The following is a 17,531-nucleotide window of genomic DNA, read 5'->3' as shown; positions in this document are numbered from 1 at the left end:
GAAGTACTCCTTGTGTTCACAGTTGCAGGCCCTGATTGAGTTGCATGATCGGTAGCAGCACCGCCAGTACGATGAACAGCACCACGGCGCCCATCACCAGGATCATCAGCGGTTCGAAAAGCGCCATGGCGGTGTCCACCTGGCGGGCGAAACCGCGCTCCTGGTCGTCGGCCACGCGTTCGAGCATGTCGGCCAAGGTGCCGCTGGCCTCGCCGCTGCCAACCATGTTCACCAGCAACGGCGGAAACTGCTGGCAGGCATCCAGCGCACGGTGCAGGCTGGTGCCGCCCTGCACCTGCTGGCGCACGTGCTCCATGGCCAGGCGGATGCGCCGGTTGACGACCGTCTCGGTGGCCACTTGCAGGGCTTCGAGCAGGGCCACGCCGCTGCCGCTAAGAATCGCCAGGCTGCGCGCCAAGCGCGCGCTTTCCAGCACCTGCAACAGGCCGCCGATACGGGGCAGGCGCAACAGCCACGCGTCACGTCGCAGGCACCACTGCGGCTTGCGCAGCAGCCAGCTGGCAAGCAGCGCACTTGCCAGCGCCAACCCCAGCAGCCAGGGCCCAGCGTGTACCAGCCCTTGGCTCACGCCGATCAGCAATGCGGTAATCAGCGGCAGGCTCTGCCCGGCGTGGGCGAACTGTTCGGTGAGCTTGGGCACCACGAAGGTCATCAGGCCGATCACCACGGCAAGCGACACGCCCATCAGCACACAGGGGTAGATCAACGCGGTACGCGCCTTGTGCTGTTGCCGTTGCACCTGCTCCAGGTGATCGGCCAGCCGCGTGAGCACCTGGGCCAGGCGCCCGGACCGCTCGCCTGCTTCGACCAGCGCACAGTAAAGGCCGCTGAACGGCGCCCCCTGGCGCGCCAAGCTACGTGCCAGCCCCAGGCCTTCGGCGAGCGAGCCGCGCAAGGCCACCAGCACGCTGTGCAAGGCCGGCTGGCGCAGTTGCCGTTCGAGGGTGGCCAAGGCATCGACCAACGGAATGCCCGCACCGGTCAGGGTCGCCAACTGGCGGGTCAGTTCGCACAGCTGTGCGCGGTTCAAGCGCTGGCGGCGGGGTTGCCGGGTACCTGCCTCTTGGCGCTGCAACTGGCGGGCGAACAGGCCCTGCTCACGTAACAGCTGGCGCGCATGGCGCTCGCTGTCGGCCTGCAAGCTGGCCTTGTGGGCCTTGCCGGCCAGGTCGATGGCTTGATAACGATAGGTCGGCATGGCTCAGCCCTGCACCACGCGCAGCACTTCGGCCAGGCTGGTCTCGCCACGCGCCAGGCAATCGCTGGCCATGGCGACCAGGCTGCGCCGACGATCAGCCAGGTAATCCTGCATGGCTTGTTCACTGGCGCCGTCGTACAGCAGCGCGATCAGGCCCGCGTCCAGCTCGACGAATTCGTACAGGCCCAGGCGCCCGACATAGCCGCTGCCTTGGCACTGCTCGCAACCCACGGCGTGATAGCTGCTGCCCAGCGCGCACAGTTCAGGCCACAGGTCACGCTCGGCCGCTTGTAGCGGCTGCGCCACCGCGCACTGGCACAGCCGCCGCACCAGGCGCTGCGCAAGCACACCGCGCAGGCACGATGCGATCAGGAAGGGTTCGATGCCCATGTCGCGCAAGCGGGTCACCGCGCCCACGGCACTGTTGGTGTGCAGGGTCGACAGCACCAGGTGGCCGGTAAGGCTGGCCTGCACGGCAATCTGGGCGGTCTCCTGGTCGCGGATTTCACCCAGCATGATCACATCCGGGTCCTGGCGCAGGATGGCGCGCAGGCCAGTGGCAAACGTCAGCCCTGCGCGGGGGTTGATCGCGGTCTGGCCGATACCGGCGATGGCGTACTCCACCGGGTCTTCGACGGTAAGGATGTTGCGGCTGCCATCATTGAGGCTGTTGAGGCTGGCGTACAGCGTGGTGGTCTTACCAGAGCCGGTCGGGCCGGTGGACAGCACGATGCCATTGGGCCGCGCCAGGCAATTGCGCAGGCCATTGAGCACCGCTGCCGGCATACCCAGGTTGTCCAGCGCCAGCAGGCTGGCCTGCTTGTCGAGCACACGCATCACCACCCGCTCGCCGTGGATGCCAGGCAGGGTCGAGACGCGCACGTCCACCTCACGTCCGGCCGCCCGCAAGGTGATGCGACCGTCCTGGGGCTGGCGTTTTTCGGCGATGTCCAGCCGGGCCATGACCTTGATCCGCGACACCAGCATCGCCGACAGCGCCCGTGGCGGGCGCAGCACCTCGCGCAGGTGGCCGTCGACGCGCAGGCGCACCACCAGGCTCTGCTCGAAGGTCTCGATATGAATGTCCGAGGCACGCAGGCGCAGGGCCTGGCCGAACAGGCCGTTGATCAGGCGGATCACCGGCGCCTCGTCATCGCTTTCGAGCAAGTCCTCGATGCGCGGCATTTCGCTCATCAGGCTGTCCAGGTCAACCTGGTCGCCAATCCCTTCGATCAGCGCTTCGGTGGCCGCATCGCCTGCCTGATAGAGCTGGCCCAGTTGCTCGTCGAAGGCCGCAGGCTCCAGGTAGGTCAGCGCACTGGGCTGGCCATGCACCCGCAGCAGCTCCTGCAACTGGTCGCTGTCGGCGTCGCGGCGCAGCCACAATTGCCAGCCGCCCTGCATCGGGGTCATGGCCAGGCCCGCCTGGCGTGCCAGCCGATAGGGCAGCATCACCAGGTGCCTCCTTCCAGGCGCGCCCTGCTTGCGGGGAACACCTGCAGCAGCGGCGTGCCGCCTTCAGCGCCAGCAAGGTCCGGCAACTGCAGCGGGGTGGTCTGTTGCAGGGTGCGGTACTTGTCTTCGCTGAGCCCGGCCAGGCTCGGCCCTTCGCGCAGGATGCGCGGGCGGATGAAGACCATCAGGTTCTGCTTGGTGTTCTTGCTGGCATCGGAGCGGAACAGGCGGCCCAGATACGGGATGTCACCGAGCAGCGGTACCCGCTGGTTGCTGGTGCTCAGCTCGTCGCTGATCAGCCCGCCCAGAATCACCAGGCCGTTGTCTTCGACCATGACCTTGGTCTTGATCTCGCGCTTGTTGGTGATCACATCGCTGGCAGCGCTGGATTCGGCAATCGACGAGACCTCCTGAACAATGTCCAGGCGCACGCTGTTGTCGATGTTGATCTGCGGTTTGATCCGCAGCTTTACCCCCACCTCCTTGCGCTCGATGGTCTGGTAGGGGTTGGCGTTGTTCTGCGTTACGGAGCCTGTGACGAAGGGCACTTCCTGGCCGACCAGGATTGACGCCTCGGCGTTGTCCAGGGTCAGCAAGGTCGGAGTGGACAGCAGGTTGAAACCGCTCTTGCCCTTGAGCGCATTGACCAGCATGGCGAAGTTGAAACCGCCACCAAAGTGGCCAATGCCGGCGGTGGCACCGGTGGTGGCAGACAGCAGCTTGCCCAGTGCCTCATTGTCGTCGCTGGCAGCCGCCCCCGCGATATTGGCGATGTTCACCCCATTGCTGCCGAAGTTGACGATACCGGCCCCGAATTTCTCATCGGCGAACAGCCACTGCACACCCAGCTCCTGGGCACTGCTGTCGGACACCTCGGCGATGATCGCCTCGACCACCACCTGGGCACGGCGGATGTCCAGTTGCTCGACGATGGCACGGTAGGCAGCCAGCTCGCTGTCGGGGCCGACCATGACCACGGCGTTGGTACCCTCTTCGTACTCCAGGCGAATACCCGAGCCACCGGCGGTGGCCATCACCGGCCTGTCCTTCACCTCCCCTTCGCCCGCGCTTTCAGCCGGCGCCACGCCTTCCTGGCTGAGCCCGCGCAACACCTTGACCACTTCACTGGCAGTGGCGTGCCGCAGGTAGATGACCTGGGTGCTGACGCTGCCCACTGCTTCGCTGGGGCGGTCGAGCTGACGCAGCAGGCTGGCGATGCGTTCGAGGTTACTGCGCCAGTCGGTAACCACCAACTGGTGCGCTGCCGGGTACGGGGTGATCACCCCTACCCGTGGGTCGATCAGGGGCTTGAGGATGCCCAGCACCTGCTCGGTGGCGGCGTTGCGTAAGTCGAATACCCGCGTGGCTACGCTGTCGCTGCCCGCGCCCTGCTGCCCGGTAGGCTCCACCGGCACCGGTTCCAGGCGCGCAGCCTGGTCGGGAACGATCTTCACGCTGCCGTTGGGCAGATCGACCGTGGCGTAGCCCTGGGCACGCAGCTGCGCGAGGAAGATGTCATAGATGGCATCGGCGTCGTGCAGATCGACCGTGCGCACGGTGACCTTGCCCTTGACCCGCGGGTCGACGATGAACGTGGTGCCGGTGATGCGCGACACACTGTCGATGAACTCGCCCAGTTCGGTGTCGACGAAGTTCACCTCGTACATCGGCGTGCCGTTGTCATCGAACACCGGCTCTTCAGCGCAAGCGCTGGGCAGGCCCACGGCCAGGGCCAGGCTCAGTGCAGCCGCCATGCAGTATCTAACAGGCATCGTTCATCCTTGCCGCTTGAAGCCGGTCACGGCGGGGCGTGGCGGCCAGGGCAGGCGTTCACGCCGCCCCTGGTTGTTGAAAATCAGGCCATCGCTGTCGATGTCCTGCAGCACGATCCCTGGCGCCAGGCGCTGGCCGCGAGCCAGGGTGCGCACCTGCTGGCCGTAGCGCAGTACCACCACGCTGGCCGACAACGGCTGGGCCTTGAGGCCGCCGAGGTAGTGCAGCGGCAAACGGGTCATGGCGATCGCGCCGTCGTCGGCGGGCGCCTGCCAGAGGCCAACCATCAACCCAGGCAGTTGAACTTCAACCGCCTTGGAGGGGCTGGCCGGTTGTGGCTGGCGGCCCAGTTGCAGCACGCACTGTGCAGCGAGCCAGCCGGCCAGGGTCAAGCAAGCGCCGGTGAGCAGCCGTGAAGCGAAGTTCACGAGGCCATCTGCCGGGGATGCCAACCGGGGTGGCCCTGTACATAGCGCACCTGGGGCAATTGCAGCGGTGCCAGTTGCCAGTCCGGCTGCTGACGCGCCAGCCAGGCTTCTACCCGTTGCCACAGCGGTTCGCCAGCCTGCGACTCGAACTGCAGGCCGAACGTGCGGCACAGCCCCTGGACCGGCTCCAGGCCGGTGATGCGCTTGCCTTGCGGGCTGTAGCTGACGCCCCAGGCTTGGGTTTGCCAGCGCGGCAGGTCCTGGCTGTTATCCAGCAGCAGCGGGTCGCCGAACAGCTGTTCAGCGGCATTTTCCAGCACTTGCTCGACCTGCCGGGCCGGGGCCTCGACCACCGGGGCCGGGTAACTCCCAGTCAGGCTGATCAAGTGCTCGCGGGTAATCGCTGCACCTGCGGCCAACGGGCAGTCGTAACGCAGGCCCGGCAATAGCACGGGCATGCTGCCGTCATCGGCCAGAGCCTGATGCAGCAGGCGGTCCCAGCTGCCGCCACGGGTGTCACGCCGCCACAAGTTCTGGGGCGCCCGGGCCAGCGGTTGATCGAGCCACGCCGCATGGCCAGCGCGCTGTTGGCGCAACTGCGCCTGCAACTGCCCGGCACGCACCTGCGCAGCCGGTGCCAGCTGGTGTTCGAACGCCGGGAAGAACCGACCCTCGAACTGCCATTGACCAGCCACCTGCTGACAGCGCAAGCGAAACGCCCCGCTGCCCCGGCACCCGGCGAACAACACCGGCACGCGGCGGCCGCTGGCCTGGGTGGCCAGCACTGGCGCCGGCCATAGGTCTTGGCCGCGCGCGCACAGCAACACGTCAATTGCCGGCAGCCGTTCAGCCAGCCACAGACCCGGCCCGGTACCGACATCGGCCATGGCCACGACCAGGTCCGCCTCGCGCCGGGCCTGTTCGAACACCGGCAGCAAAGATTGATACCACTGTTTAAGGGAGGCTTTCTGGTCCTGGGCGTAAGGGTCGGTCACACCGACCACGGCAATGCGCGCACCGCCCCGCTCGAACAAGTGCAGGGGTTCAAGGCCGAGGCCTTGGCGTTGTTCATCGGCGAGCCCTGCGCCAAGCGTAATGGCAGGAGACTGAGCGTAGAGTGCCGTGCTGCGCTGCGGCCAGAGCACCCGCTCGTCGCTGCTGACGCGCACTTCGCTGCCCAGCAGTTGGCTGCCCTGCACGCCACTTTCACCTTGGGTCAGGTAGGCCAGGCCACTGCCGTTCCAGCCTTGGCCGTTCTCCAGGGTCAGGCTGTTGCCCGCCCCGGCCTCGCCACGCAACTGTTCCAGCAGCGCTGCCAATACCGCATAGCCGCCCAGGTTGGCCTCATCGGCCCGGCCGGCATCGAGCAGCGGCGCCAGTTGCGGGAAAGCGGTGCTGGCGCTGGTACCGGTCATCCACGGCGCACGCCCGAGGTGGCTGACCGGCCCCAGGCGCGTCGCCGGGACTACGGCCAGGCCGGGCTGGCGGGCATCGAGGGTGTCAGCGACATAAAGCAAATCCAGGCTGGCGTTGCCACCGCGCTGCCCTGGCAAGGCGGAACAGGCGCCGAGCAACGGTGCCAAGGCACCGACACCCATCCAGCTGATCACTTCGCGCCTGTTCACACTGCTTGCCATCGAGCCCGCCATCCTTATCCAAGTTCACGTTGGGCCCCGGATGTTGCGGCGTTCGCATGACAGTTTGATGGCAGAAATCCGACAACGATTCCAAATCGATCTGTCGGGCACGAACGTAAGAACGTGCAGTTTTAAGCGCGCTTTCACATTTCTGCCAAGGAATCATCATACTTGCGCTCTAAAGTCGCGGTTTCTTTCAACTCAGCCAACATAAGGACACCCTGATGAGTCGAGATACCGGCGACAACCTGGACCGGAACCACAGCGGCAATCTGCCGATGGCCAGCGTCATGGACGCTTACCTGAGCCGCCGCAGCGTGATGCGCGGCAGCCTGGGCGCCGCCATCGCCATGATCGCCGGTACCGGCCTGACAGGCTGCTTCGACGGTGGTGGCGGTTCCGATCACGATGATCCTGTCACCGAACCGCCGGTGACCGAGCCACCTGTAACCGAACCGGAAGTCCCGAAACTGGCACTGGGTTTCCAGTCCATCCCAGGCTCGCGTACCGATGCCTGTGTCGTCGCGGCAGGCTACAGCGCCTACGTGCTGGCGCCATGGGGCACGCCGCTGAACAGCAATGCCAACCCGTGGAAGTCCGATGGCAGCAACACCTCGACCGACCAGGCCAATGCCATGGGCATGCACCACGACGGCATGCACTTCTTCCCTATCAATGGCAGCTCCGAAGACGGTTTGCTGGCCATCAACTTCGAGTACATCGACGCGGCCGCCCTGCACCCGGCTGGCCCGACCACTGACGTCAACGGCAAGCGCCCGGCCGAAGAGATCCGCAAAGAGATCAACGCCCACGGCGCCGGCGTAGTACGCCTGCAAAAAGTCAGTGGGCGCTGGCAGGTGGTCGACAACGACCCACTGAACCGCCGCTTCACCACCGCCTCGCGCATGGAGATCACCGGCCCGCTGCGCGGTACCGACCACGTCAAGACCAAGTACTCCACTGGCGGCACTCACTGCCGCGGCACCAACAACAACTGCGGCAACGGCTACACCCCCTGGGGCACTTACCTGACCTGCGAAGAGAACTGGCCGGGCATTTTCGTCAACAAAGGCACCCGCCCTGAAGACCAGCGCCGTATTGGTGTCGGCACTTCCAACGGCCAGTACAAATGGGAAAGCGCCGCCGGTGACAGCACCGAGGTGAATGACGAATTCGCCCGTTTCGATGTGACCGTCAAAGGCGCCAGCGCCGCCGACGACTACCGCAACGAAGCCAGCACCTATGGTTACATCGTCGAGATCGACCCCTACAACAGCGCCACCCTGGCCACCAAGCGCACGGCGCTAGGCCGCTTCCGCCACGAAGGCTGCTGCCCAGGCCTGCCAGTGGCCGGCAAGCCGCTGGTCTGGTACATGGGCGACGACTCGAACAACGAGTACCTGTACAAGTTCGTCTCCACCGCCGTGTGGGATGCCGCCGATGCAAGCCCAGCCGACCGCCTGGCCACCGGTGCCAAATACATGGACCAGGGCAAGCTCTACGTGGCCCGCTTCAATGCCGACGGCACGGGTGTATGGCTGTTGCTCGACGTGGCCACCGCCACCAGCGCCGGCAGCACCCTTGGCGCGCTGTACGGTGACCTGCCGGGCATCATCCTCAACACCCGTGGTGCTGGCGATGCCGTGGGCGCGACCCCAATGGACCGCCCGGAATGGACCACAGTCAATCCGCTCAATGGCGATGTCTACCTGACCCTGACCAACAACAGTGCGCGTACCCCGGAAAAAGTCGACGCCGCCAACCCGCGTGGCCCGAACCGTCACGGCCACATTATCCGCTGGCACGAAAGCGACGATCAGCTGAGTTTCACCTGGGACATTTTCGTGTTTGGCGCCAATGCCGCCGGTACTGCTGACATCAACCGTTCCGGCCTGACCGAGCTGAACCAGTTCGCCAGCCCCGATGGCATGAGTTTCGATAGCCGTGGGGTGTTGTGGTTCGAGACCGACAACGGCGAAACCACCCTGACCGATTACACCAATGACCAGTTACTGGCGGTGATCCCTACCGATCTGGTGGATGCCACGGGCAAGCAAGTGCCGGTCAACGCGCAAAACCAGGTGGATTTGCGGCGCTTCTTTGTCGGGCCGAACGGCTGCGAGGTGACCGGGATTGCCTTCAGCCCAGACAACAAGTCGATGTTCGTGAACATCCAGCATCCGGAGAACTGGCCGTATACCGACAAGGCTACCGATGCTACCCCGGCAGGGGGCACGGTAAGGCCGCGGGCTTCGACAGTGGTGATTCAGCGTGATGATGGCGGGGAGATCGGGACGGTCTGACCGGGCGCTGGTCAGCCAGCCTTGCGCTGGCTGTACCGGCCTCTTCGCGGGGCAAGCCCGCTCCCACAGGCACCCCACTAGTCTCAAGGGCAGTGGGGGACCTGTGGGAGGTACCCCACTAGTCTCAAGGGCAGTGGGGGACCTGTGGGAGGCACCCCGCTAGTCTCAAGGGCAGTGGGGTACCTGTGGGAGCGGGCTTGCCCCGCGAAGAGGCCGGCGAGGTTTACCAGAGTATCGGCTCACGACTCTTCACCCGCACCTGCTGCGCCGGCACCCGCGCATGCCACTGCACCACCCCCAGCGCCTCGACCTGAAACGCGCTGCGCATCACCCGCCCCTCTTCCTCGAACGACAGCTGCAACAGAAAATGCCCACTGTTGAGCAGCAATCCTTCGCTCAACCGTTCGAACGTCTCATCATCCACCGCCCCCAACGCCTGGCGCAGCGCTGCGGCATCCACATACCCCGACGCCGGCCGGCCACTGACGATGCGGCTGAGCAGCGCACGTGGGTAGCGCCCCTCGTACAACGCCTCGAGCATGGGCAGATGCTCCAGCCCCAAGGCATTGGCGTTCAAGCGCCAGCCGGTTGTTTGCGGCAGGGCGCACAGCATCGGGTAGCGGGCCTGACGCGTGGCATCCGGCTCCAGCAGCAGGTTCAGCTCGCTGGTGTCGAGCATCGGTTGGTTAGCCGCCAGGCGCGCTGGTTGCTGGCGCAGGTACTGGGCACTTTCGGCCCCTTGCAGGCGGGTATCGCTGTCAGTGTCGAGCCAATCGGCCAGGGCATCGACCAGGCGCTCTGCCGCCATGTCGTCGCCCAACAGGCGGCGCAGCTGGCGCTCGGCGCGCTCGCCATCAGCCCCGAGCAAGGCGTTGACGTTGAAGCACGTGTGCTGGTCGCGCACCCGCAGTTGCGCCTGGCCTGCACCAAAATCGTAGTCCAACGGTTGCCCGCGCAAGGCCTGCCAGAACAACGGGCTAAGCCGCCAGGCCGGGTCGCGCAGCGCCTGTTCGGCATAAGCCAAGCCGGCCTGCTCCATGGCCCTGACCTGCACCCGCTGCTGCAACAGGCGCACTTCATCGACCTGACGCCGGCCATCCTCCACCAGCCAGGCCATGCCTGCCGCGAGCATCGCCAACACCACCATCACCATCAGCAAGGCCGCACCCTGCTGTCGTTTACCGCCCATCTGCAGGCGCCTCTCATGGCCCGTAAAAGCGCCAGTCAACACGCCGGGTGTTGCAGGCAGATGGCAATGGCACGTTCCGTCATGTTCACGTCATCTGCACGAGGCAGGATTGCCCTTCCTTTTCATGGCCTTACAGGAGTGGTCGCAATGGGTGGTATTGGAATCTGGCAACTGGTGATCGTATTGATGATCGTATTCCTGCTGTTTGGTACCAAGCGCCTCAAGGGCCTGGGCAGCGATGTGGGCGAGGCGATCCAGGGGTTTCGCAAGTCCATGGGCGGTGACAACGACGCCAGCTCGCCCGGCCCGGCTCACGTACAACAGCAGGCACCGCTGGCCGGCCAGGCTACGCCACCGGACCGTCAGGCCTGATGTTCGAGGTAGGCTTCAGCGAGTTGCTGCTGGTCGGCATCGTCGCACTGCTGGTGCTGGGCCCCGAGCGGCTGCCGGTAGCGGCACGTACGCTTGGGCGCGGCCTGGGCCAGGCGCGCAGGGCCATGCATGGCCTGCGCACGCAGATGGAGCGGGAGATCGAATTGCCCAACCTCGACAGCGCGCCCTTGCAGCGCCTGGAACAGGAGATTCGTCAGGGCATCAGCCTTGCCGCACCCTCGGCCAATGACGCGGCAACCGTCGCAGTACCCAGGGAGAGTGTTTCATGAGCCTTGCCATGGACCCTGCGGCGGGCATGCCGCTGACCGAGCACCTGCGTGAGCTGCGCAAGCGCCTGGTGCGTTGCCTGGGGTTGATCGCACTGGTTTTCGCCGGCCTGTTCCCCTTCGCCCAGACCCTCTACACACTGATCTCCGAACCCCTGCGCCGCTTCCTGCCGGAAGGCGCCAGCATGATCGCGACCAGTGTCACCTCACCCTTTCTGACACCCTTCAAGCTGACCGCGATGTGCGCGCTGTTTGTCGCCATGCCACTGTTGTTGCACCAGGCCTGGGGGTTTCTGGCGCCGGGCCTGTATCGCCGCGAACGGCGGATTGCCCTGCCGCTGCTGGTGTCGAGCATCCTGCTGTTTTATGCCGGCATGGCGTTCGCGTTCTTTCTGGTATTCCCGATGATGTTCGGCTTCTTCGCCAGCGTGACGCCCGATGGCGTGGCGATGATGACCGACATCAGCCAGTACCTGGACTTCATCATGGCGCTGTTCCTGGCGTTCGGGCTGGCGTTCGAGATCCCGGTGGCGACGTTCATCGTGGTCTGGGTGGGGTTGGCGGATGTGGCGACACTGCGCCGTAGCCGGCCCTACGTGATCGTCGGGTGCTTTGTGGTGGGGATGATTCTGACGCCACCGGACGTGTTTTCGCAGACGATGCTGGCGGTGCCGATGTGGGTGCTGTTCGAGGTGGGGTTGTTGGCGTGTGGCGGGTTGAAGCGGCCCGAGCCTGGCAAAGAAATGGTGACTGGAGTGTAGGGCCACTTCGCGGGCAAGCCCGCTCCCACAGGGATATCACAAGCTTCAAGCCCTGTGATATCCCTGTGGGAGCGGGCTTGCCCGCGAAGGCCGTGATGCGGTCTAGAACTCGGCGAGCCGCCAGACCTCATAGGCTGGCGTTTCATACGGGTGGCTCTGCTTGAGCGCAGCAACGACCTGAGCAATCAGGTCGTCAGCCACCACCAGCTCCACCTTCCATTCCTCGACCACCTCGACCTGGCCGGTTTGCCCGAGAAACGGCTGGCTGCCGTCCAACGGGCGAAACTGGCCTTGGCCCAGGGTTTGCCAGGCGCAGTGGTCGTAGTCGCCGATACGCCCGCCACCGGCGGCGAACACGGCGGCCTTGACCACATCGACATGGCTGGCCGGGACGAAGAAGGCGAGCTTGTACACGCCTTAGTTCACCCAAACCCGCGCGTTGCGGAACATACGCATCAGCGCGGCATCTTCCTGCCACTCATCCGGGCGCCAGGAGTTCTGCACAGCGCGGAACATACGCTCCGGGTGCGGCATCATGATGGTCACGCGGCCGTCGCGGCTGGTGAGGCCGGTGATACCACGCGGCGAGCCGTTCGGGTTGGCCGGGTAAGTTTCGGTGACCTTGCCGTGGTTGTCGACGTAGCGCAGGGCCACGCAACCAGACACGTCGGCTTCCAGCAGTGCCGCTTCGTTGGCGAACTCGGCATGGCCTTCGCCGTGGGCGATGGCGATCGGCATGCGCGAACCGGCCATGCCCTGCAGGAAGATCGAGTTGGACTTCTGCACCTCGACCATGGCCACACGGGCTTCGAACTGCTCGGAACGGTTACGCACGAAGTGCGGCCAGAACTCGGTGCCCGGGATCAGCTCGTGCAGGTTGGACATCATCTGGCAACCGTTGCACACGCCCAGGGCGAAGCTGTCGGTACGCTCGAAGAAGGCCTGGAAGGCATCGCGGGCACGGGCGTTGAACAGCGCCGACTTGGCCCAGCCCTCACCAGCACCCAGCACGTCACCGTAGGAGAACCCACCGCAGGCAACCAGGCCCTTGAAGGCTTCGAAATCGACACGGCCAGCGAGGATGTCGCTCATGTGCACGTCGATGGCGGCGAAGCCTGCGCGGTCGAAGGCGGCAGCCATCTCGACCTGGCCATTGACGCCCTGCTCACGCAGGATCGCCACTTGCGGGCGCACGCCTTTCTTGATGTACGGCGCGGCAATGTCGTCGTTGACGTCAAAGCCCAGCTTGACCGACAGGCCAGGGTTGTCTTCTTCCAGCAGCGCGTCGAATTCCTGGTCGGCGCATTCGGCGTTGTCACGCAGGCGCTGAACCTGGTAGCTGGTCTCGGCCCACTGGCGTTGCAGCAGGCGACGGTCGCCCTTGAACAGTTCTTCACCGTTCAGGCGCACGACCACTTCGCTGTTGTTGATCGGCTGGCCGATCACCGCGACGCAGTCTTCACCCAGGCCAGCGGCGCTGAACTGAGCCAGTACGTCCGGGGTGGCATCTTGGCGAACCTGGATCACCGCACCCAGCTCTTCGTTGAAGAGGATGGCGGCGACTTTTTCTGGCTTGCTGGTCAGGGTGTCCAGTTCCAGGTCAAAGCCGCAATGGCCGGCGAAGGCCATTTCCAGCACGGTGGTCATCAGGCCACCATCGGAACGGTCGTGGTAAGCCAGCAGGTGGCCGTCGGCGTTGAGGCCCTGGATCACGGCGAAGAAGGCCTTGAGGTCTTCGGCATCGTCGACGTCCGGTGCAGCATTGGCCAGCTTGCCGTGGGTCTGTGCCAGGATCGAGGCGCCCATGCGGTTCTTGCCACGGCCCAGGTCGATCAGGATCAGGTCGGTTTCGCCCTTGTCCATGCGCAGTTCAGGGGTGAGCGTCTTGCGGATGTCGGTGACCGGGGCAAAGCCGGTGATGATCAGCGACATTGGCGAGGTCACGCTCTTCTCGACGCCCTCTTCACTCCACTTGGTCTTCATCGACATCGAGTCTTTGCCGACCGGAATGGTGATACCCAGCTCAGGGCACAGTTCCATGCCCACGGCCTTGACCGTGTCGTACAGGCGGGCATCTTCACCTGGGTGGCCGGCAGCGGACATCCAGTTGGCCGACAGTTTGATGTCGGACAGCTTTTCGATCCGCGAAGCCGCCAGGTTGGTCAGGGTTTCGCCGATGGCCATGCGGCCAGACGCCGGGGCGTCGAGCAGGGCCAGCGGGGTGCGCTCACCCATGGCCATGGCTTCACCGGTGTAGACGTCGAAGCTGGTGGCGGTGACGGCGCAGTCGGCCACCGGCACCTGCCATGGGCCGACCATTTGGTCACGGGCCACCAGGCCAGTGATGGTGCGGTCGCCGATGGTGATCAGGAAGCTCTTGCTGGCCACCGCAGGGTGGTGCAGCACGCGCTTGACCGAATCGGCCAGCGACAGGGTGCTTGGGTCGAACTCATCGCCAAGCTCGGCTTCACGGGTGACCGAACGGTGCATGCGCGGCGGCTTGCCCAGCAGCACGTCCAGCGGCATGTCCACCGGCGTATTGCCGAAGTGACTGTCGGTGACGGTCAGGTGCGGCTCTTCAGTCGCCTCGCCGACCACGGCGAACGGGCAGCGCTCACGCTCACAGATGGCCTGGAAGCGGTCGAAATCGACGGCGCTGACGGCCAGCACGTAACGTTCCTGCGACTCGTTGCTCCAAATTTCGTGCGGGGCCATGCCCGGCTCGTCGTTGGGCACGTTGCGCAGTTCGAAGCGGCCACCGCGGCCACCGTCGTTGACCAGCTCAGGGAAGGCGTTGGAGATACCACCGGCGCCGACGTCGTGGATGAAGGCGATCGGGTTCTTGTCACCCAGCTGCCAGCAGCGGTCGATGACCTCTTGGCAACGGCGCTCCATTTCCGGGTTTTCGCGCTGTACCGACGCGAAGTCCAGGTCGGCGGAGCTGGCGCCGGTGGCGACCGACGAAGCCGCACCGCCACCCAGGCCGATGAGCATGGCCGGGCCGCCGAGCACGATCAGCTTGGCACCGACGGTGATTTCGGCCTTCTGCACATGCTCTTCACGGATGTTGCCCATGCCGCCTGCGAGCATGATCGGCTTGTGGTAGCCGCGCACTTCTTCGCCGTGCGGGGTGTTGATCGCCTGCTCGAAGGTACGGAAGTAGCCGGTCAGTGCCGGGCGACCGAATTCGTTGTTGAACGCAGCACCACCCAGTGGACCTTCGACCATGATGTCGAGTGCGTCGACGATGCGCTCAGGCTTGCCGTATGCCTGCTCCCACGGCTGTTCGAAGCCTGGGATGCGTAGGTTGGACACGGTGAAGCCGGTCAGGCCAGCCTTGGGCTTGGCGCCGCGACCGGTGGCGCCTTCGTCACGGATTTCGCCGCCGGAGCCGGTAGATGCACCGGAGAACGGCGCGATGGCGGTCGGGTGGTTGTGCGTCTCGACCTTCATCAGGATGTGCACCGGCTCCTGCACCGCGCCGTACTGGCGGGTCTCAGGGTTCGGGAAGAAGCGGCCGGCAACGTTACCGACGATCACCGAGGCGTTGTCTTTGTAAGCCGACAATACGCCTTCGCTGTGCATCTGGTAGGTGTTCTTGATCATGCCGAACAGGCTCTTTTCCTGAGCCTGGCCGTCGATGTCCCAACTGGCGTTGAAGATCTTGTGGCGGCAGTGCTCGGAGTTGGCCTGGGCGAACATCATCAGTTCGATGTCGTTCGGGTTGCGCGCAAGGTTCTGGAAAGCGGCGACCAGGTAGTCAATCTCGTCTTCGGCCAGGGCCAAGCCCAGGTCGACGTTGGCCTTGGCCAGCGCATCGCGGCCACCGCCCAGGATGTCGACCGAGGTCATCGGCTTGGGCTGGGCGTGGCTGAACAGGTCGGATGCCTGTTCCAGCTGGGCCAGCACGCGCTGGGTCATGCGGTCGTGCAACTCGGCGGCGACGGCCAGGGCATCGGCTTCGCTCAGGTTACCGGCAACGTAGTAGGCGATGCCGCGCTCCAGGCGCTGGATCGACTGCAGGCCGCAGTTGTGGGCGATGTCGCTGGCCTTGCTGGCCCAGGGCGAAATGGTGCCCAGGCGCGGTACGACCAGGAACAGGCGGCCGGTCGGCTCCTGTACCGGGACGCTCGGGCCGTACTTGAGCAGACGGCCCAGCACCTGCTGCTGGTCGGCGGTCAGCTCGCCGTCGACATCGGCGAAGTGGGCGAATTCGGCATACAAACCAGTAACAGCGGGGACTTTCTGGCTCAGTTGCTCGAGTAATTTACCGTGGCGAAAGGCAGAAAGGGCAGGAGCGCCGCGCAGGATCAACATCGTCGGGACAGCCTCAGGAAGGGGTGTGCTTAGAGGCCGTGCATTCTAGCCTAATTCCGCGGCTTTCGGCACCCGCCAGAGGGCAATGCTGCCGGGCGGCGGAACCGGACTTCGGGGTCAAAAAAATTGCCGGTTTTTCAGCCTGTCCATGGCGCCCTGAGGCGCCTAGCGAAAAAACCGCTACCAGACAAGCTATCTGTTGTCGAGATATGGCGCCGCCTGTCCTTTGCGTATACTGCAAGCTATGTTCGCCCACACTGCTTTGCGCCAGCGCTGCGCCAGATGGCTCATCGCAACCGGACTCTTTCTGATGCTCGGTGCCTGTGTTGAAAAACCCAGCACCCTAGAGCGCGTGAAGGAGGATGGCGTGCTGCGCGTCATCACCCGCAACAGCCCGGCGACCTATTTCCAGGACCGTAACGGCGAAACCGGTTTCGAGTACGAACTGGTCAAGCATTTCGCCGATGATCTCGGCGTGAAGCTGGAGATCGAGACGGCCGACAACCTCGACCAACTGTTCGACGAACTGGGCAAGCCCTCCGGCCCGGTGCTGGCGGCCGCGGGCCTTGTGAGCAGCGAGCGGCGCAAGACCCAGGCAAAATTCTCCCACCCGTACCTGGAAGTCACCCCTCAGGTCATCTACCGCAACGGCCGCTCCCGCCCCACCGAAGCCAAGGGCCTGGTCGGCAAGAAGATCATGGTGCTCCAGGGCAGCAGCCATGCCGACCAACTGGCCGCGCTGAAAAAACAGTACCCGGGCCTGGAATACGAAGAATCCGACGCCGTCGAGGTGGTCGACCTGCTGCGCATGGTCGATGAAGGGCAGATCGACCTGACCCTGGTCGATTCCAACGAATTGGCGATGAACCAGGTGTATTTCCCCAACGTACGGGTCGCCTTCGACCTGGGCGACACCCGCGACCAGCGCTGGGCAGTGGCTGCCGGCGAGGACAACAGCCTGCTCAACGAGGTTAACGAGTTCCTCGACAAAGCGCAGAAGAACGGCACCCTGCAGCGCCTGAAAGACCGCTACTACGGCCATGTCGATGTACTGGGCTACGTCGGCGCCTACACCTTCGCCCAGCACCTGCAGCAGCGCCTGCCCAAGTACGAGAAGCACTTCAAGAGCTACGCCAAGGTTGAACAGGTTGATTGGCGTCTGCTGGCGGCCATCGGCTATCAGGAATCCATGTGGCAGCCGGAAGTCACCTCCAAGACCGGCGTGCGCGGCCTGATGATGCTTACCCAGCGCACCGCGCAGGCCATGGGCGTGTCCAATCGCCTGGACCCGAAACAGAGCATCCAGGGTGGCGCCAAGTACTTCATGCTGATCAAGCAGCAGCTTGACGACAGCATCCAGGAACCCGACCGCACCTGGTTCGCCCTGGCCGCCTACAACGTCGGCAGCGGCCACCTGGAAGACGCCCGCACCCTGGCCAAGCGCGAGAAGCTCAACCCGAACAAGTGGCTGGACGTGAAGAAGATGCTGCCGCGCCTGGCGCAGAAGCAGTGGTACAGCAAGACCAAGTACGGCTATGCCCGCGGTGGTGAGCCGGTGCACTTTGTGGCCAACATCCGCCGTTACTACGACATCCTCACCTGGGTGACCCAGCCGCAGCTCGAAGGCCAGATGGCCGAGGGCAATTTGCATGTACCCGGCGTGAACAAGGACAAGCCGGCGGAGCAGTCGCCGCCGATGTAAGCCTGTACTGGCCTCTTCGCGGGGCAAGCCCGCTCCCACAGGTTGGACTGCCCCCAAGAAGTTGGACATCAATCCAACCCTTGGGGGA

General features: G+C 64.8%; 13 protein-coding genes. 5 read left to right on the top strand and 8 right to left on the bottom strand.

Features of this window, described 5'->3' with window-relative positions:
- Positions 1-16 precede the first annotated feature (16 nt).
- Genes gspF through ACSSU5_RS15895 form a run of 5 tightly spaced genes read right to left on the bottom strand, consistent with a single transcriptional unit; the run spans position 17 to position 6,512 of the window.
- Positions 17-1,219 (bottom strand): type II secretion system inner membrane protein GspF, encoded by a 1,203-nt coding sequence (gene gspF / locus ACSSU5_RS15915; RefSeq protein WP_492559260.1) that lies wholly within the window; start codon positions 1,217-1,219, stop codon positions 17-19.
- A gap of 3 nt (positions 1,220-1,222) precedes the next feature.
- Entirely contained in the window at positions 1,223-2,671 is a 1,449-nt protein-coding gene (locus ACSSU5_RS15910) for a GspE/PulE family protein (protein ID WP_264313972.1), read from the bottom strand.
- Positions 2,671-4,428, bottom strand: a complete 1,758-nt coding sequence (gene gspD / locus ACSSU5_RS15905; RefSeq protein WP_492561326.1) for a type II secretion system secretin GspD — start codon at positions 4,426-4,428, stop codon at positions 2,671-2,673. The genes ACSSU5_RS15910 and gspD overlap by 1 nt, the downstream gene beginning before the upstream one ends.
- A 21-nt stretch (positions 4,429-4,449) precedes the next feature.
- Positions 4,450-4,875: a pilus assembly protein PilZ gene (locus ACSSU5_RS15900; RefSeq protein ID WP_264310076.1), complete on the bottom strand. Its 426-nt coding sequence runs from the start codon at positions 4,873-4,875 to the stop codon at positions 4,450-4,452.
- Positions 4,872-6,512 (bottom strand): bifunctional UDP-sugar hydrolase/5'-nucleotidase, encoded by a 1,641-nt coding sequence (locus ACSSU5_RS15895; protein ID WP_492559259.1) that lies wholly within the window; start codon positions 6,510-6,512, stop codon positions 4,872-4,874. The genes ACSSU5_RS15900 and ACSSU5_RS15895 overlap by 4 nt, the downstream gene beginning before the upstream one ends.
- Before the next feature lie 224 nt (positions 6,513-6,736).
- Here ACSSU5_RS15895 and ACSSU5_RS15890 point away from each other — a divergent pair, with 224 nt between their 5' ends.
- Positions 6,737-8,815, top strand: coding sequence for a PhoX family protein (locus ACSSU5_RS15890; protein WP_264310078.1), 2,079 nt, complete (start codon positions 6,737-6,739; stop codon positions 8,813-8,815).
- A gap of 223 nt (positions 8,816-9,038) precedes the next feature.
- Here ACSSU5_RS15890 and gspK read toward each other — a convergent pair whose 3' ends face one another.
- Positions 9,039-10,004 carry a type II secretion system minor pseudopilin GspK gene (gene gspK, locus ACSSU5_RS15885; protein ID WP_264310079.1) on the bottom strand — a complete coding sequence of 322 codons (966 nt, stop codon included), beginning with the start codon at positions 10,002-10,004 and terminating at the stop codon, positions 9,039-9,041.
- A gap of 147 nt (positions 10,005-10,151) precedes the next feature.
- On the opposite strand from gspK, the gene tatA reads away from it, so the two are divergent.
- From tatA to tatC, 3 genes are read left to right on the top strand one after another with little or no spacing between them, the layout of a single operon-like run.
- Positions 10,152-10,376, top strand: coding sequence for a twin-arginine translocase TatA/TatE family subunit (gene tatA / locus ACSSU5_RS15880; RefSeq protein ID WP_264310080.1), 225 nt, complete (start codon positions 10,152-10,154; stop codon positions 10,374-10,376).
- Positions 10,376-10,666: a Sec-independent protein translocase protein TatB gene (gene tatB, locus ACSSU5_RS15875; protein WP_264310081.1), complete on the top strand. Its 291-nt coding sequence runs from the start codon at positions 10,376-10,378 to the stop codon at positions 10,664-10,666. The genes tatA and tatB overlap by 1 nt, the downstream gene beginning before the upstream one ends.
- Complete coding sequence (gene tatC, locus ACSSU5_RS15870) at positions 10,663-11,424, top strand: twin-arginine translocase subunit TatC (RefSeq protein WP_264310082.1); 762 nt, start codon at positions 10,663-10,665, stop codon at positions 11,422-11,424. The genes tatB and tatC overlap by 4 nt, the downstream gene beginning before the upstream one ends.
- 102 nt (positions 11,425-11,526) lie before the next feature.
- Here tatC and ACSSU5_RS15865 read toward each other — a convergent pair whose 3' ends face one another.
- On the bottom strand, positions 11,527-11,838 hold the full coding sequence (locus tag ACSSU5_RS15865; RefSeq protein ID WP_465896346.1) for a YqfO family protein: 312 nt from the start codon (positions 11,836-11,838) through the stop codon (positions 11,527-11,529).
- A gap of 3 nt (positions 11,839-11,841) precedes the next feature.
- Positions 11,842-15,741, bottom strand: a complete 3,900-nt coding sequence (gene purL / locus ACSSU5_RS15860; protein WP_264310084.1) for a phosphoribosylformylglycinamidine synthase — start codon at positions 15,739-15,741, stop codon at positions 11,842-11,844.
- A gap of 244 nt (positions 15,742-15,985) precedes the next feature.
- Here purL and mltF point away from each other — a divergent pair, with 244 nt between their 5' ends.
- Positions 15,986-17,443 (top strand): membrane-bound lytic murein transglycosylase MltF, encoded by a 1,458-nt coding sequence (gene mltF, locus ACSSU5_RS15855; protein WP_264310085.1) that lies wholly within the window; start codon positions 15,986-15,988, stop codon positions 17,441-17,443.
- The last annotated feature ends 88 nt before the right edge of the window (positions 17,444-17,531 follow it).

Source organism: Pseudomonas sp. E1MeOHC2 (genome assembly GCF_058745025.1).
The sequence above is the reverse complement of the archived record's forward strand: the minus strand, read 5'-3'. Positions and strand labels throughout refer to the sequence as shown.

What these genes read in the sequence shown, in the direction of transcription:
- purL (WP_264310084.1), bottom strand. Translation starts at nt 15,741, where the DNA reads ATGTTGATCCTGCGCGGCGCTCCTGCCCTTTCTGCCTTTCGCCACGGT.
- tatB (WP_264310081.1), top strand. Translation starts at nt 10,376, where the DNA reads ATGTTCGAGGTAGGCTTCAGCGAGTTGCTGCTGGTCGGCATCGTCGCA.
- ACSSU5_RS15890 (WP_264310078.1), top strand. Translation starts at nt 6,737, where the DNA reads ATGAGTCGAGATACCGGCGACAACCTGGACCGGAACCACAGCGGCAAT.
- ACSSU5_RS15910 (WP_264313972.1), bottom strand. Translation starts at nt 2,671, where the DNA reads ATGCTGCCCTATCGGCTGGCACGCCAGGCGGGCCTGGCCATGACCCCG.
- mltF (WP_264310085.1), top strand. Translation starts at nt 15,986, where the DNA reads ATGTTCGCCCACACTGCTTTGCGCCAGCGCTGCGCCAGATGGCTCATC.
- tatA (WP_264310080.1), top strand. Translation starts at nt 10,152, where the DNA reads ATGGGTGGTATTGGAATCTGGCAACTGGTGATCGTATTGATGATCGTA.
- tatC (WP_264310082.1), top strand. Translation starts at nt 10,663, where the DNA reads ATGAGCCTTGCCATGGACCCTGCGGCGGGCATGCCGCTGACCGAGCAC.
- ACSSU5_RS15895 (WP_492559259.1), bottom strand. Translation starts at nt 6,512, where the DNA reads ATGGCAAGCAGTGTGAACAGGCGCGAAGTGATCAGCTGGATGGGTGTC.
- gspD (WP_492561326.1), bottom strand. Translation starts at nt 4,428, where the DNA reads ATGGCGGCTGCACTGAGCCTGGCCCTGGCCGTGGGCCTGCCCAGCGCT.
- gspF (WP_492559260.1), bottom strand. Translation starts at nt 1,219, where the DNA reads ATGCCGACCTATCGTTATCAAGCCATCGACCTGGCCGGCAAGGCCCAC.
- gspK (WP_264310079.1), bottom strand. Translation starts at nt 10,004, where the DNA reads ATGGGCGGTAAACGACAGCAGGGTGCGGCCTTGCTGATGGTGATGGTG.